14 protein-coding genes are annotated in these 15,955 nt (G+C 63.8%); 5 read left to right on the top strand and 9 right to left on the bottom strand.

From position 1 onward, the window contains the following. Nucleotides 1-2: 2 nt before the first annotated feature. From GRI32_RS00945 to GRI32_RS00930, 4 genes are all read right to left on the bottom strand, one after another. Nucleotides 3-596, bottom strand: a complete 594-nt coding sequence (locus GRI32_RS00945) for a hypothetical protein (protein ID WP_160589260.1) — start codon at nt 594-596, stop codon at nt 3-5. Between the two features lie 25 nt (nt 597-621). Next, nucleotides 622-1,644 carry a ferrochelatase gene (gene hemH / locus GRI32_RS00940; RefSeq protein WP_160589259.1) on the bottom strand — a complete coding sequence of 341 codons (1,023 nt, stop codon included), beginning with the start codon at nt 1,642-1,644 and terminating at the stop codon, nt 622-624. A 47-nt stretch (nt 1,645-1,691) separates the two neighbouring features. Further along, complete coding sequence (locus tag GRI32_RS00935) at nt 1,692-3,980, bottom strand: molybdopterin cofactor-binding domain-containing protein (RefSeq protein WP_160589258.1); 2,289 nt, start codon at nt 3,978-3,980, stop codon at nt 1,692-1,694. A 75-nt stretch (nt 3,981-4,055) separates the two neighbouring features. After that, entirely contained in the window at nt 4,056-5,024 is a 969-nt protein-coding gene (locus GRI32_RS00930) for an Mrp/NBP35 family ATP-binding protein (protein ID WP_160589257.1), read from the bottom strand. A 152-nt stretch (nt 5,025-5,176) separates the two neighbouring features. On the opposite strand from GRI32_RS00930, the gene hflK reads away from it, so the two are divergent. The 3 genes from hflK (at nt 5,177) to GRI32_RS00915 (ending at nt 8,875) form a co-directional block, all read left to right on the top strand. After that, nucleotides 5,177-6,340, top strand: a complete 1,164-nt coding sequence (hflK, locus tag GRI32_RS00925; protein ID WP_160589256.1) for a protease modulator HflK — start codon at nt 5,177-5,179, stop codon at nt 6,338-6,340. 1 nt (nt 6,341) lies between these two features. Next, nucleotides 6,342-7,178 carry a protease modulator HflC gene (gene hflC / locus GRI32_RS00920; protein ID WP_160589255.1) on the top strand — a complete coding sequence of 279 codons (837 nt, stop codon included), beginning with the start codon at nt 6,342-6,344 and terminating at the stop codon, nt 7,176-7,178. Between the two features lie 170 nt (nt 7,179-7,348). Continuing rightward, nucleotides 7,349-8,875, top strand: a complete 1,527-nt coding sequence (locus GRI32_RS00915) for a Do family serine endopeptidase (RefSeq protein WP_160589254.1) — start codon at nt 7,349-7,351, stop codon at nt 8,873-8,875. A gap of 147 nt (nt 8,876-9,022) precedes the next feature. On the opposite strand, the gene GRI32_RS00910 is transcribed toward GRI32_RS00915, so the two are convergent. The 5 genes from GRI32_RS00910 to GRI32_RS00890 all read right to left on the bottom strand — a co-directional run bounded on the left by GRI32_RS00910 (nt 9,023) and on the right by GRI32_RS00890 (nt 13,456). Then, on the bottom strand, nt 9,023-11,212 hold the full coding sequence (locus tag GRI32_RS00910) for a transglycosylase domain-containing protein (RefSeq protein ID WP_160589253.1): 2,190 nt from the start codon (nt 11,210-11,212) through the stop codon (nt 9,023-9,025). 110 nt (nt 11,213-11,322) lie between these two features. Then, nucleotides 11,323-11,760 carry a peptide-methionine (R)-S-oxide reductase MsrB gene (msrB, locus tag GRI32_RS00905; protein ID WP_160589252.1) on the bottom strand — a complete coding sequence of 146 codons (438 nt, stop codon included), beginning with the start codon at nt 11,758-11,760 and terminating at the stop codon, nt 11,323-11,325. 30 nt (nt 11,761-11,790) lie between these two features. Then, a complete protein-coding gene (locus GRI32_RS00900) occupies nt 11,791-12,462 on the bottom strand; it encodes a glutathione S-transferase family protein (protein WP_160589251.1) in 672 nt (223 codons plus the stop codon). Between the two features lie 33 nt (nt 12,463-12,495). After that, nucleotides 12,496-12,897, bottom strand: a complete 402-nt coding sequence (locus GRI32_RS00895) for a hypothetical protein (protein ID WP_237437300.1) — start codon at nt 12,895-12,897, stop codon at nt 12,496-12,498. Nucleotides 12,898-12,934: 37 nt separating this feature from the next. After that, nucleotides 12,935-13,456: a nuclear transport factor 2 family protein gene (locus tag GRI32_RS00890; RefSeq protein WP_160589250.1), complete on the bottom strand. Its 522-nt coding sequence runs from the start codon at nt 13,454-13,456 to the stop codon at nt 12,935-12,937. 140 nt (nt 13,457-13,596) lie between these two features. On the opposite strand from GRI32_RS00890, the gene GRI32_RS00885 reads away from it, so the two are divergent. Beyond that, a complete protein-coding gene (locus GRI32_RS00885; RefSeq protein ID WP_160589249.1) occupies nt 13,597-14,352 on the top strand; it encodes a nuclear transport factor 2 family protein in 756 nt (251 codons plus the stop codon). Between the two features lie 122 nt (nt 14,353-14,474). Continuing rightward, nucleotides 14,475-15,905 carry an NAD-dependent succinate-semialdehyde dehydrogenase gene (locus tag GRI32_RS00880; protein WP_160589248.1) on the top strand — a complete coding sequence of 477 codons (1,431 nt, stop codon included), beginning with the start codon at nt 14,475-14,477 and terminating at the stop codon, nt 15,903-15,905. Nucleotides 15,906-15,955: the final 50 nt, after the last annotated feature.

The following is a 15,955-nucleotide window of genomic DNA, read 5'->3' as shown; positions in this document are numbered from 1 at the left end:
CGCTAATCCTTGGCTGGCGTTTCGGGGGCCTCTTCCGGGGGGCCGAAATATTTCGCCCAGTCCACCCGCGCCAGGGCCACCAGCCCTGCCAGCATCAACACCTGCAGGCCAATGCCGATCGGGCTGGTGAGCCCGTCCATGAAGGCATCGCTCAGCGTGTATTTCTCGATCACGGCAGCCGAACTGGCATAGATCGAATAGGAAACCAGCCGCCCGGAAAAGAACGCCAGCGTGAAAGGGAAGATGCGCACGCCGGCAAGGCCGATGGCGGCGAACAATTGCGCCGATGGCACGGGCGAGAGAGCGAACAGGCCCAGCGCCAGAATGCCGCGATGACTCCTGCGTTCAAATGCCGCGCGCGCGGCAGCGAGATTGGCCTTGGTCTTTTGCGACACATAATTTGCCAGCAGGCGGAAACCATGCGCCAGCAGGTAACGCCCCAGCGCGGCAGCGAAAGCGCCTGTCAGCACCAGCCCCACCAGGGGCAGGTTCGAACTGATGCCGAACATCACGATCACCGACCATGTCGGCGGTCCGAATGCGGGCATCAGATTGATCGCGAAAACGACTGCAAAGAGGAGGAGATATTCGTTCAAGGATAATTCCGGGAGGCAAGATGCCTCAAATCCAGCCCGCCAGTTCGCGCCTGATCAGCACCTCAAGCATATCCATGCCGGTCTCACCAGCGTTGAGGCAGGAAAGGGCGGCAAATTCCTCCCCGCCCGCCTCGGTAAACTGCTCCTTGCCCCGGATCGCCAGTTCTTCCAGCGTCTCAAGGCAATCGGCGGAGAAGCCCGGCGCGGCAATGGCGAGGCGCCGCGTGCCCCGGGCGGCCTCTTCCTCCAGCGTGGTGTCCGTGGCCGGCTCCAGCCATTTGGCGCGGCCAAAGCGGCTCTGGAATGTGGTCAGCACGCGCAATTGCGGCCGCGCCAGCGCCGCTTCCAGCAGGCGCGCGGTCTTGCGGCAATGGCAGTGATAGGGATCGCCAAGGTCCAGTGTCCGCGCCGGCATGCCGTGAAAGCTGAGCAGCAGCACTTCGGGCGCGAAGGCCAGCGCATCCAGTTGCGCGCCCAGATCCTTTGCCAGCGCATCGATATAGGCGGGTTCATCATGATAGGGCGGCAAGGTGCGCAAGGATGCCTGCCAGCGCATGGCTTTGAGCGTATCGGCTGCCTCATCCACCACGGTGGCGGTGGTGGCGGCGCAATATTGCGGATAGAGCGGAGCCAGCAAAATCCGCTCGCACCCGTCCGCCATCATCGCCTTCAGCCTGTCCGGGATTGATGGATTGCCATAGCGCATGGCCCATTCCACCTGCACGCCATCACCCAGGCGCGGCTGCAGTTTCTCCGCCTGCTCTGCCGTGATCGCCGCCAGGGGAGAGCCCTTTTCAGTCCACACCTGGCTATAGGCATGGGCGGACTTCTTGGGCCTTGTGTTGAGAATGATGCCGCGCAGGATCGGCTGCCAGACCAGTTTGGGAATTTCGATCACGCGCGGATCGGACAGGAACTGCGCCAGATAGCGCTTCACCGCGCCGGGTGTGGGCGCATCGGGCGTGCCCAGATTGACAAGCAGGACGCCAACGCGCCCGCTCTTGACGGGGGGATGGTCTGCGGGAAGCTGTTGTTTCTGCCAGGTCATGCGCAGCCTTTAACGCCAATCGCCATGTTTGCACTACCGCCTTGCGGCTATAGCCCGCCGGAGAGCAGGGGCAGGCGGCGCAGGCGCAGGCCGGTCGCCGAAAAAAGCGCATTGGCAATGGCCGGGGCGATGGCCGGAACGCCAATCTCGCCCGGATCGAATGGCTCGCCATTGCTTTCCACCAGGTCGATCGAAATTTCAGGCGTGTCTTCCAGCGTGGGCAGAGACAGGGCGGACAGGCGATTGGCCACCGGGCGCCCTTCGTCATATTCGGTGGCACTGCCCAGCGCCAGCGCGAGGCCGAACATCAGGCCGCCTTCTATCTGTTGCAGGGCAATGTCGCGATTGACCACGCGGCCGATATCGACAGCAGCGGCAATGCGGCTGACGCGCACGCCGCCTTCACCGGCAGTGGCGGTGGCGACCACGGCGATGCGCCCGGCATTGCCCAGCCGATCAATCCGGTGGCAGGCGATGCCCTGCCCGGTCCCGCGCGCGCCGCCATCCCACTGCGCCAGACGCGCGGCGCGTTGCAGGCATTCGGCCAGCCGCAGATCGCCGCCCAGCATGGAAATGCGGTAGGACATCGGCTCCTGCTCATGCCGCTGCGCCACTTCATCGATGAAGCTTTCGATCATGAAGCAGGTCAGGCCGTGAGCATTGCCGCGCATCCGCCCGCTGGGCAAAGGCAGCGTCACCGGCACGTGATAGACCGCCAGATCGGGGATAGCATAGGGCGGCACCGCGCCTTCCACCGCCATCGGATCGCCCATTCCGGCAACCGCCTCTATCGCGGCCCAGCTGGTCTGGTTGTCAAACAGCCGGCGACCGAATTCCTGCGCGGCAGGCGGCGTGGCAATTCGCAGGCGCATGGCGGTGATGCGGCCATCGGCGGAAATCTCCGCCCCCAGCAGGCCCGCTGCGGGCGGGCGCGGATTGAGCGCCAGCTGTTCCTCTTCGCGCGACCAGACCAGTTGCACCGGCAGATCGATCTCCCGCGCAATCAGCGCCGCCTCTATCGCCTGTTCATGCTCCAGCCGCCGGTCGAAACTGCCCCCGGCCGGCATCGGATAGAGCACCACATCGCCCCGCGATATGCCCAGCGCCTTGGCCGCCGCCGCGCGCGCGGCTTCGGGTGCCTGGCTGGCCATCCACAGTTCCAGCTTGCCATCGGCCAGCCGCGCAGTGACGCAGGTGGTCTCAATCGTGCCATGGACCGCCGGTTCGATATCATAGCGCAGGGCAAAATCGGGCCGATACCCCTCGTCACCCGCGCCGCTTTGCGCAATCAGCACGCCCGCGCCGCGCCGCACGCCATCATCCAGCGCGGCCACCAGCCGTTCAGTGCGGACGACATTCTCGGCAGCAAAGCGCGGGGCCATCGCTTCCAGCGCCTGTTCCGCCGCCCACCAGTTGCTGGCCGCGGCGGCGAGCCATCTCTTGCCGCGAATGACGCCGACGAGTTCGGTCATGCCGGCCACTTTTTCCAGGTCATAGCCGACCAGCTCCGCCTGATCGCGCGGACCGTGGCGGATGGCGGCATAGACCATGTCGGGCAGGCGGATGTCCCCGGCAAACAGATAGGAGCCATCGACCTTGGACGGCAGGTCGAGGCGGGGGAAAGGAATCTCGCGCCCGGCGTCATCATCGCCGCCAGCGGCCAGCGCAGATCCGATGGCCACGTCCCTTGGCGGTTCGCTACGCAGGGGCGGCGGATCGGGCGGGGAAAATTCACCCGCTTCCGCCGCCAGTTCGCCAAAGGACAGGCGATCCTCGCCGTGGATCACGAAGCCGGCGTTGGTGTCGCATTCTTCCCATGAGACATCCCATCGCTCCGCCGCCGCCATTTGCAGCATGGCGCGCGCGGCAGCGGCGGCCTTGCGGCAGGACAGTTCGAACGCGGCCAGCGATGTGCCATCGGCGGTGGCAGTGAAGCGATTGTCTTCTGCCCAGCGGCGCAGCAGGAAATCATCCGGCTCGTCTGCCAGGGCAGGAATGGCAGGATGCCACAGGGGGGACCAGTACGCCGCCAGCGGCATATTGGCATAGGCCCCGCTGACAGGGGCAGGCTCCACGCCCACCTGCCGCCAGTCCGCCCCCAGTTCCATCGCCACGATCTGCGGCAGCAGCGTGGTGATGCCCTGGCCCATTTCCAGCTGCGGCACGGCCACGGTGATGACCCCGTCCTCGGCAATTTTCAGCCACGCATCGAACGCCGTTTCCCCGCGCGCAGGTTCCAGCGGGCTGTCATAGCTGCGCGGCACCAGCGACCATGCAACCAGCAGGCCGCCGCCAATGGCAGAGCCAACCATGACAGAGCGTCTGGTAAGCTTCACGGGTTCCGCTTCATTGGGCTGACTTCATTGGGCTGACTTCATAGAGCTGGCATCCTCTTCGCGCGCAGCTTGCCTTCAAGCCGCGCTCGCGTCCAGCCATGCGGCGAGCTTGGCGGCAATCTCGATAAAGGCCTTGCCCTGTTCGCCATCATTGGCAGCGGGCGGCTGGCCAGTGTCGCTGGATACGCGAATGGCCATGTGCAGTGGCACGCGGCCAAGGAAATCATGCCCCATCGCCTGCGCCGCCACTTCGGCACCGCCTGCGCCGAACGGATCGGACAGCTCGCCGCAATGCGGGCAGATATAGCCGGCCATGTTCTCCACCAGACCGACTACCGGAATCTCCGACTGACGGAACAGATCCATCGCACGGGCGGCATCGATCAGCGCCAGATCCTGCGGGGTGGATACGATCACCGCGCCGGCCGGCTTGAACTTCTGCAGCATGGTCAGCTGCACGTCGCCCGTGCCCGGCGGCAAGTCGACCAGGATCAGTTCGGCATCGCCCCAGTCCGCTTCCATCATCTGTGTCAGCGCCTGACCGACCATCGGACCGCGCCAGGCAATCGCCTTTCCGCCTTCGACCAGCTGCGCCATCGACAGCAGCTTCACGCCAAATTCGCTCTCCACCGGAATCAGCGTGTTGCCTTCGGCCTTGGGCCGCTGGCGTGCGGGATCGAGCAGCATGACCTGGCTGGGGCCATAGATATCGGCATCGACGACGCCGACCTTGCGCCCCAGCCGCGCCAGCGCGACGGCAAGATTGGCGGTCAGCGTGGACTTGCCCACCCCGCCCTTGCCCGATCCCACGGCGATGATGCGGCGCTTCACCTTGTCCGCCATCAACGCCACGCGCACTTCGGATACGCCTTCGACAGCGCCCACGGCGGCCTCCAGTTCCTTTTGCAGATGGGCGGCGGCGGAACGGCCCAGCCCTCCGGCATCGGCGATGATCGTGGCCACGCCGTCGGTGAATTTGACCGAGCGGATCATGGGGGCGATCTGGGCGGGAATGGCTTTGGTGATTGTGTCAGTGTTGCTCATGGCGCCCCTGCTAGCGGCAGAACGCGCCGGGCGCAGCGAAAATTGCGCTCAGCCATGCGAATTTTCCGCGAACCCTGTTTTTTGCCGATTTGCTGCCTATAGAAGGGACTATGGAAAGATCGGGCGGGTTATTCGAGAGGATCGCATTGGCGATGGCTGGCAAGCGCAGCCCCTGGGGCAAGCCGGGTAGCGGCGATGATGGCAATGGCCAAAGCGGCAGTGGTGATGGCAGCAATGGCGGCGGCATTGGTGGAGAGCCAGGCGGCGGCGGGGACGATGCTCCGCGCGGCCCGCGCAATCCCTGGCTGCCCGGCGGTGGATCGGGTGATGGCGACACGCCCGACCGTCCGCGTCGTTCTGCATCGATAGAAGACCTGTTCCGCAATCGCGGCCCGGAAGGTCCGCGTCGTGGAGGTGGCTCTGGGGGACCCGGTTTCCGCATCCCGCAGCGCCCCGGCGGCAAGAGCTGGTTCCCGCTCGCCATCGCAGCCATCGTGCTGGTGTGGATTGGCGTATCCAGCATTCACTTCGTGCAGCCGCGCGAACAGGGTGTTGTCACCTGGTTCGGCGGCAAGTTCAGCGACACGCTGGACCCGGGCACAAACGCCACCATGCCGTGGCCGATCCAGATGGTCGATATCGAGAATGTAAGCCAGATCCGGTCCGAGGAAATTCCCGGCGACACCAATGAAAAGCTGATCCTGACGTCGGACCAGAATCTGGTCGACCTGTCCTATCTCATTCGCTGGAACATCAAGGACCTGTCGCTCTATCGCTATCAGCTGGCCGATCCCAATGACACGATGCGCGAAGTGGCAGAGGCCACCATGCGCGCCGCCGTGGCAGAGCATGAGCTGGACACGGTGCTGACCGGTGCCGGCCGTGCCGAGATTGAACAGCAGGTGCTCTCCAACATGCAGGCGATCCTCGATGCCTATCGCTCCGGCATTGCCGTGCAGGGTATCGAAATCAACAAGACCGATCCGCCAGCGCGGGTGGAAGAGGCGTTCAAGGACGTGTCCTCGGCCCAGCAGGATGCCGATGCGGCGATGAACCGCGCGCGCGCCGATGCGCAGCAATGGCTCAACCGTGCACAGGGCGACGCCGAGGAATTCATCCAGATCTATGACCAGTACCGACTGGCGCCCGAAGTGACGCGCCGCCGCCTTTATTACGAGACAATGGAAAGCGTGCTGTCAGGAACCGACAAGACGATTGTGGAGGCCGATGGCGTGACGCCATATCTGCCGCTGCCCGAATTGCGCCGCCGGACCAGAGAAGCGGCTGCCACACCGCCTGCAACGGGGGGTCAGTAACATGTGGGAAAATCACAAGCTGACCATCATCGCGGCAGTCGTGGCGGTCATCGCCGCGCTCAGCACCATGGTGATCGTGCCCGAAACGCATCAGGCGGTGGTGATCCGCACGGGTGAACCGGTGCGCGTGATCAACCGCTTCGATCCGACCAAGACCTTTGGCCAGACCGACGCCGGCGTATCATGGCGCCTGCCGATCCTGGAGCGGGTGCAGTTCGTTGACCGGCGCGTGCTCGATCTGGATATGGAGCGCCAGCAGGTGCTGTCCAACGATCAGCAGCGCTTGCAGGTGGATGCCTATGCCCGCTTCCGCATCATCGATCCGGTGGCCATGGTGCAAAGCGCCGGGACCGAGGAGCAGCTGCGTATCCAGCTCTCGCCGATCCTGACATCGGTGCTGCGCCAGGAACTTGGCCGCCGCCCCTTCGCCTCGCTGATCAATGCAGAGCGTGGCACGGCGATGGCCAATATCCGCGACGCGCTGGACCGCCAGGCCCGGCAATATGGTGCGCAGGTTCTCGACGTGCGGATCAAGCGCGCCGACCTGCCCGAGGGCCGTCCGCTCGATGCAGCCTTCACCCGCATGGAAACCGACCGTGCGGAAGAGGCGGCGACGATCCGCGCGCAGGGCGCCAGGGATGCGCAGATCATCCGCGCCGAAGCGCAGGCCAATGCCGCACGCATCTATGCCGACGCCTATGGCCGCGACCCCGATTTCTATGACTTCTACCGTGCGATGCAGTCCTATCGCCGGACGTTCGAAACCGGCGAAGGCGAAAGCTCCATCATCATGGACGGAGACAATGAATATCTGCGCCAGTTCCGCGGGCAACGTTAACGGGCAGGGACAGCTGGTTGGCCAGACGTTTTTGCCTTCGACTACACTTGTCGTTCAATGGCCGTTCAGCAGCAATGCGCTGAATGTGCCAAAAGGGACAGAATCAATTTCCTGCTGATGCAAAGAGGCAGGCGAGAAACAACCAAGAGGATCAAAAGGACGTGAAGTCAGTGCGATATTCTTACGGCATCACCGCGGCTCTGTTGCTCGGTGGAGCAACACTCAGCCTCGCTACCGGTTTTCCGGCTGGAGCCCAGGTGGCCCAGAATGAGCGTATCCGAATCGAAAATGCCGTGCCGGTGGCAGGTGCCCCGGCCAGCTTTGCCGATCTCACCGAAGTGCTGATGCCGGCGGTGGTCAATATCTCCACCCGCCAGCGCATTACGGTGGAAAGCACCAACCCCTTCCAGGGCACGCCCTTTGGCGAATTGTTCGGCAATCCCGGCGGCCCCACCACGCGTGAAGCGCAGTCGCTGGGTTCGGGCTTTCTGGTCAGCGCCGATGGCTATGTGGTCACCAATAACCACGTGATCAGCCCGCCCGGAACACAGGCGCAGCTGGAGGAGGTGACCGTCACCCTTCCCGATGGCGTGGAATATACCGCCGAAGTCGTGGGCACCGATGCACAGAGCGATCTGGCCGTGCTCAAGATCAGCCGCCCGGAACCATTCCCCTTCGTGCGCTTCGGCGATTCCGCCCAGGCCCGCGTGGGCGACTGGGTGCTGGCCATCGGCAACCCGTTTGGCCTGGATGGCACGGTGACCAGCGGCATTGTTTCCGCCGTCTATCGTTCCACCGGCAGCCGCGGCGCGTTCGACCGCTATATCCAGACCGATGCCAGCATCAACCGTGGCAATTCGGGTGGTCCGCTGTTCGACATGCGGGGCAATGTGATCGGCATCAACAATGCCATCCTGTCACCATCTGGCGGCAGCGTGGGCATTGGTCTGGCGATCCCGGCAGAAGATGCCGCCCCGATCGTGCAGCAACTGATCAACGGCGAGGAAATCCAGCGCGGATATCTGGGCGTACAGATCCAGCCGGTTGACGAAGACTTCGCCGAGGCTCTGGGCATTCCGGAAAACAGCGGTGAATTCATCCAGTCCGTGCAGCCGGGCGAAGCCGCCGAAAACGCAGGCCTGAAGGCCGGTGACGTGGTGGTCTCTGTCAACGGGCAGGACGTCACCCGTGACCGTTCGCTGTCCTTCCTGATCGCGCGCGTTGCACCCGGTGCACGTGTACCCGTGCAATATATCCGCGATGGCCAGCGCCGCACGACCACGGTCACCGTGGGCCGCCGCCCCAGCGAGGACGAGATCAACGCCCAGCGGTTCAACCCCGATGATGAGAGCCAGCAGGACCTCACCCCCGGCAAGAGCAGCGGCCTGATCGAGGAAGCACTGGGCTTGCAGGTGATCGAAATCACGCCGCAGATTGCCCGTCAGCTTGGCGTTGATGGCGATCAGACCGGCGTGGTCGTGACCGCCGTCGATCCCAATGCCGATGCTGGCCGCAAAGGCCTGCAGCGCGGCGTGATCATCAGCTCTGCCGATTATGCCGCGGTGACCAGCCCGGCCGACCTGGAAGCGAAGATCCAGGCTGCCCGTTCCGAAGGACGCGCGGCGATCCTGCTGCGGGTGCGCCTGCGCAACGGGCCGGAACAATCGATCCCGGTAAGGCTCAACGCCGAAGACTGACAAACTGATACACTGGCAAGGGCGCACGGTTAGCCCCGCTCCCTTTTCAGTGAAGCCCCGACAATGAAAAGGCCGCCCCTCACAGGGCGGCCTTTTCATGTTTGATGTTCCTGTCTCACGCGCTGCTGCCAATGCAGCAGGTTTGCATCAGGGCGGATCGCCGCCCCTCTGCACGGTCACGCCTGACTGGCCCTGCCTCCGGTTCTGGCCACTGGGCAAGGTGCCGCCGGTGGCCCGCTCCAGGAAATCGTCGCTCGCCGCCTGTGGCGGATCGGGCAGACCCATATCCTGAACCGAGGAGCCCGGAGCGACAGAACTGCCCTGCCGGGTGCCCTGACGTTCCCCGTCGACGTCAAACATCTCCTGATCGCCCGCGCCGCTGGGACGCCCCGGTTCGATCAGATTGCCCTGCTCGTCGATGTAATAATAGTCACCCGGTTCGCCGAAATAGAACTCGTCATCAGGCTCCAGCTGCCATTCGGGCAATTGCAGGTCGGTGTCGAACTCCTCCTCCGGCCGGTCGCGCACGGCATAGCGCATGTAAGAGGCAAAGGCGCGCGCGGGCGCGGTGCCGCCTTGCAGGCCGGGAACGGCGGCATTGTCATCGCGGCCCATCCACACGCCGGTGGTGATGCCGCTGGAAAAGCCGACGAACCAGCCATCCTTGTTGTCACTGGTGGTTCCGGTCTTGCCGGCCACGGGACGGCCGATCTGCGCGGCGCGGCCGGTGCCGGTGTTGACCGCGGTCTGCAGCAGGTCGGTGATGCCGGCAGCCACATAATCGGGCACCAGCGTGAAACTGCGCGTCTGTTCGTGCTTGTACAGCTCCTCCCCGTCAGCATTGGTCACGCGGATAATGCCATAGGGCTCAACCGACTGGCCGCGCGCGGCAACGGCGGCGAACGCCCGGGTCATGTCAATCACACGCACTTCGGACGATCCCAGCACCATCGCCGGGAAGGTGGAAATCGGGGTAGTTATGCCAAAGCGCCGGGCCATGCTGGCAACATTGGAAAAGCCCACTTCATTGCCCAGCTGCGCCGCCACCGTGTTGACCGAATAGGCAAAGGCGGTGCGCACATCGATATCGCCGGAGAAGCGCCCGGAGGAATTGCGCGGGCTCCACCCGTCAATCGTTACCGGCACATCGTGCACGCCCGAACTGGGAGTATAGCCCGCTTCCAGCGCAGTCAGATAGACGAACAGCTTCCACGCCGATCCGGGCTGGCGCACCGCGGTGGTGGCCCGGTTGTAATTGCTGGAGATGTAATCGGTGCCGCCAACCATCGCCAGAATCGCCCCGTCGCGGTCAAGGCTGACCAGCGCACCCTGCGCGCCGCCGGGCACATTGGCCTGAATGGCACTGGTGGCCGCCGCCTGCATGCCCACATCGATGGTGGTCCACACCTCAATCGGCTCAAAGCTGTCATTGGTCAGCAGCACATCGAGCTGGGGCAATACGTAATCGGTGAAATAGCGGATCGAGTTCTGGCCCGCTTCCTCGCGCAGATTGACTGCGGACACGTCAACCGCAGCAAGGTCCCGCTCATCCAGTCCGCCATATTTGCGCATCTGGTCCAGCACCACATTGGCGCGGCCGACTGCGGCCTGCACATCAGCGGTGGGGGAATAGCGGCTGGGCGCCTTCACCAGCCCGGCGATGATCGCAGCCTCTGCGGTGGAAAGCTCCCGCGCGGAATGGCTGAAGAACTTGCGGCTGGCCGAATCTACGCCATAGGCGCCGCCGCCGAAATAGACCTTGTTGAGATACAGCTCGAGGATCTGCTCCTTCGAGAATTTCCATTCCAGCGCCATCGCCAGCACCGCTTCGCGCAGCTTGCGGTCCCACGTGCGGTTGGAATTGAGGAAGACGTTGCGCGCCAGCTGTTGGGTGATGGTGGAAGTGGCGCTGACCCGCCGATCCTGCTGCATGGCGTTGAACACGGCGCGGGCCAGGCCCAGCGGATCGATGCCGAAATGGGAATAGAAGCGGCGATCTTCGACCGAGACCATCGCGATCTTCATGATCTCGGGGATTTCCTCGTCATGCAGCCATTCGCCGTAGGACGGGCCGAGGGCGACGATTTCCGACCCATCGCGTGCGCGCACGATGATGGTCTGGCCGTTCTGGCTGCTCATCAGCGAGGCAAAGGACGGCATGCCGCGCGCGGCGAAGAAGACCGACGTGCCCAGCGCAATTGCGCCCAGCAGCGCCAGCGCGCCGCCCCACATGCTCAGCCGCCTGACCCATGCCCACACGCGCGCTTTCCCGGTCAGCCGGGGAGCCTGCTTCCTGCTTCGCGATGATTTGGAGCGCGAGCCCCGCTTCCCTGCCATCTGGCCCAAACTACCTTGTAACCGGACGCCTATGGCCCGCGATCAAACCCTTGTACGGCTTGCATAGGCCATTCGTAACGTCGCGTGAACGCAAGCTGGCTTGCCTGCCGTCACTTTTCCTCTGACCCATCCCTTGGCCCATCCCTTGGCCCATCCTCCGGCTTGAAATCCAGCGATGCCGAATTGATGCAGTAGCGCAGGCCGTCCGCACCCGGACCATCGGGGAAAACATGGCCCAGATGACCCTGGCAGCGGGCGCAGGTGACTTCGGTGCGGACCATGCCGTGCGACATGTCGCGGTGTGCCACCACCGCATCGCTGGCGGCAGGTGCGGTGAAGCTGGGCCAGCCCGATCCGCTGTCATATTTCGTCTCGCTGACGAACAGCGGCAGGCCGCATCCGGCACATTTGTACATGCCCGCCTGCTTGTTCTTTTCATATTTGCCGGTGAAGGCGCGCTCGGTGCCGCCCTGGCGCAATATTGCATATTGTTCCGGGCTCAGCTTGGCGCGCCATTCCTCGTCGGTGAGGTCAATCTTGTCGGTCATAACACTCTCCTGGGCAGTTCAATTGCGGCCTCAGCTGTTCACATCGCCATAGTGGCGCGGGGGCGGCAGGCCTTCCATCTTCTCGGTCAGCAGCGGGCGGAAGCTGGGGCGACTTTTCATCACCCGGTACCAGCCGTGCGCCTCATCATGCCCGCCCCAGTCGATCCCGCCAAGATAGTCTGCGACCGATATCTGCGCCGCAGCGGCAAAATCCGCCAGGCTCATCTGCGAACCTGCCAGCCAGCGGCGATTGCCGACCAGCCAGTCAATATATTCCAGGTGTTCATGCGCCAGCCGCATCGCATTCCTGAGCATGCCCGAATCAGGAGCGGCGCGCAGGATCAGCCGCTTCTTCATCTTCTCATGCATCAGCGGATGGGTGACATCGGCGAAGAAGTTCTGATCGAACAGCGCCACCAGCCGGCGGATTTCGGCGCGCTGGGCGGCATTGCCCAGGATCAGCGGAGTCTTGTCGATCGTCTCTTCGAAGAATTCGCAGATCGCCTGACTGTCTATCAGCGTCACATCGCGGGCCGGATCGTGCAGCACGGGCGTGCGCCCCGCCGGATTGCGCGAATAGAATTCCTCGCTGCCGTCCCAGGGATATTCGCGCCTCAGTTCATAAGCCACGCCCTTCTCGCTCAGCGCGAGCCGGGTCTTGCGGCTGAAGGGACACAAAGAGAAATGGTAAAGTTGCCACATCGAGGTCACGCTATTGCAGCATGGCGGCCCGCATCACAATCCCGATTGATCGAGGAATCGCAGACATACGGGCATAATTTCATCCAGCACCTGTTGGTCCAGCAGAGCCTGCGCCTCCGTCCGCAGCATCTGCGCCAGATCATCTTCAGACAGCTGCGCCTCATCCATCAGCCGGGCGGAGGAAATGACGAAGAATTCCCGCCCGCGATCACCCATCGGCGGATAGGCCAGCGCCCAGTCCACTGCCCGCTGCTGCCGGTCGGCGACCAGCGCAAAGGCGGCCGAGCAGCGCAGCAGCATGCGCTGCTCCAGATTAACCGTTGGAGAAGCGGGCGCCTGAGCGGGCGCCGGAGTTGGCGGCGGAGCGGGCACTGTCTGGGCCGATGCAGCAAGAGGCAGGCACAGCAGGGCCAGAGCAACAGGGATTCGTTTCATGAAAAGGCCACTAGCCCCGTCAGGCTGAACGCAGGCTTCACCGCTTTTCAGCCTTGGCTTCCATCGCCAGCACCGGATTATCCGCACCGCTTTCGCGCCCGGTCAGGAATTCATTGCGGATGTTGCGGTAGGAGAATTTCCATTCGCCATCCACGCGCTCCAGCTCATCCTCGTAAATGCCGAAAGTGCCCAGCGTGGGGGTGAAACGTCCAGAGGCCTCACGCGGGCCGTCATTGGCCATTTCGAACCACATGCCGGTGTGCCACGCCTTGTCTCCCTCCACGCGGATGGTGGAATGGCACAGCACGTGGCGCAGCACGGCAGGGTTCCCGTCAACATCGGTATAAATGCCCGCCACCGCTTCCTTGAAGCCCTTGGCCGCGGCGCGGATATTGTCGCGCCCGGTCACTGCACCGCGGGCAAATTCCAGCGTGCCATCTTTGGTGAACGTATCCGCGTAAGTATCAAAATCATTGTAATCCATCGCGAACAGATAGCGCGACAGCAGGTCGTCAATCTCGGCGCGGTCCTGCGCATAACTGGCTGAATATCGGGTCATGTGGTCTCCTCTCCCATGCCGGGCATACTATGGACCGTCTGCCATTTGCGGCAAGGTGAAATGCGCGTGATCATTGCCCCGTTGACAGGCGCGCCGCGCTCCCACAATTGTAAGTGAAACATACTAATTGGGAGAGTCGTATGTCCGAAGACCGTATCGCCGCGCTTGAAGCCAAGCTGGCCGAAATGGACCACCGGCTGACCGTCCGTGAGGACGAGCTGGACGTCAAGAAGCTGCAATATCTGTATGGCTATCTGATCGACAAATGCATGTACGATCAGGTGGTGGACCTGTTCGCCGAAGATGGCGAAGTGCGCTTCTTTGGCGGCGTTTACAAAGGCAAGGCCGGCGTGGCGCGGCTGTATATCGACCGTTTCCGCAAGCGCTTTACCCATAACAACAACGGCCCGGTGGACGGCTTCCTGCTCGACCATCCGCAGATCCAGGCGATCGTCGACATCGATCCCGACGGCAAGACCGCGCGCCTGCGCGGCCGCAGCACGATGCAGGCCGGACGCCACAAGGACTTTGCCGATCCCGAAAAGGGCCTGGGCGTGCGCCAGTGGTGGGAAGGCGGCCTGTACGAAAACACCTATACCAAGGGCGAAGACGGCAAGTGGCGCATCCAGGTGCTCAACTACTTCCCGCACTGGCATGCCGATTTCGAAACCGGCTGGGCCTATACCGATCCGGAATATGTGCCCTTCCCCAAGACGCTGTATCCCGCAGACCCGGCCGGCCCGGACGAGCTGATCGAGGACCACTGGCTGTGGCCCACGCACAAGCTGCTGCCGTTCCACATGAAGCACCCGATCACGGGTGAGGACATGATTGCCGATCGCTGGGAAGGCGATGCCAGGCGCGATGCCGAACGCGCGGCCAAGGCTGCTGGCTGACGACTGACAGTGCGATGGCGGCCTCTGCACAGACAGGGGCCGCCATCCACCGCGCAGCGACAAGAAATTCCTGCAAGAAATCACGCAAGCCCGGTTCGTGGCCGGGATGACGGAGAACCGAGATGACCCAGTATCCCTCCCTCCACATGATTATCGATGGTGAGAAAGTTTCGGGCGGTGGCCGCCGCACTTTCCCCGTCGTCAATCCCGCCACTGGTGAGACGCTGGCCGAGCTGCCGCTGGCCGAAGCGGCCGATCTGGACCGCGCGCTGGAAGTGGCCGATCGCGGCTTTGCAATCTGGCGCAAGTCCACCCCGCAGGAACGCGCCAACGTGTTGCAGGGCGCCGCGCGCCTGATGGTGGAGCGGCAGGAAGACCTCGCTCGCATCGCCACGATGGAAGAGGGCAAGCCGCTGGCCGAAAGCCGCATCGAAGTGATGATGAATGTCGGCCTGTTCAATTTCTATGCCGGCGAATGTTTCCGCATCTATGGCCGCGAGCTGGTGCGGCCCGAAGGCACGCGCTCCACCATCCGGCATGAACCGGTTGGCCCGGTGGCCGCTTTCGCGCCGTGGAATTTCCCGCTCGGCAATCCCGGCCGCAAGCTGGGTGCGCCGGTGGCCGCAGGCTGTTCGGTAATCCTGAAAAGCGCCGAGGAAACTCCGGCTTCAGCGCTGGGCATCCTGCAATGCCTGCTGGACGCCGGACTGCCAAAGGAAGTGGCACAGGCGGTGTTTGGCGTGCCCGATGAGGTGAGCCGCCACCTGCTGGGCAGCCCCATCATCCGCAAGCTGTCCTTCACCGGATCGACCGTGGTGGGCAAGCACCTCGCCTGCCTGGCCACGCAGAACATGCAGCGCACCACCATGGAACTGGGCGGACACGGCCCGGTTCTGGTGTTCGATGATGCCGACGTCGAAAAGGCGCTGGCAACCGCCGTGGGCGGCAAATATCGCAACGCCGGGCAGGTCTGCGTCTCCCCCACGCGCTTCATCGTGCAGGAAGATGTGTTCGAGAAGTTCCGCGACGGCTTTATTGCCGGGGCCAAGGCGCAGGTCGTGGGCGATGGCCTGGTCGATGGCACCACCATGGGCCCGATGGCCAATCCGCGCCGTCCCGAAGCGATGGAACGGCTGATCGGCGATGCCGTGCAGCGCGGCGCGAAGCTGGGCGCTGGCGGTGAGCGCATCGGCAATCAGGGCTATTTCTATGCTCCGTCGGTCCTGTCCGAAATTCCGCTCGATGCAGACATCATGAATGAGGAGCCGTTCGGCCCCGTCGCCCTGATCAACCCCTATCGCAGCGAGGACGAGATGATCGCCGAGGCAAACCGCCTGCCCTATGGTCTGGCGGCCTATTGCTGGACCGGCGATTACAAGCGCCAGCAGCGGTTGGCGGCGCAGGTCCGCGCTGGCATGGTGGGCATCAACAGCCACATGATCGGCGGAGCGGATGCGCCCTTTGGCGGTGTCGGCTGGTCTGGCCACGGCAGCGAGGACGGCCCTGAGGGCGTGCTCGCCTGCATGGTGACCAAGGCCGTGCACGAGGGATAATAATCCCCGCGCAGCCAGCACGTGGCTGGCAAGTAACTGGCGTTTGATTG

Origin of the sequence: Alteraurantiacibacter aestuarii (assembly GCF_009827405.1) — a bacterium.
Taxonomy (GTDB): domain Bacteria; phylum Pseudomonadota; class Alphaproteobacteria; order Sphingomonadales; family Sphingomonadaceae; genus Alteraurantiacibacter; species Alteraurantiacibacter aestuarii.
Note: the sequence above shows the minus strand (reverse complement) of the source record. Positions and strands in the feature narration are given on the sequence as shown.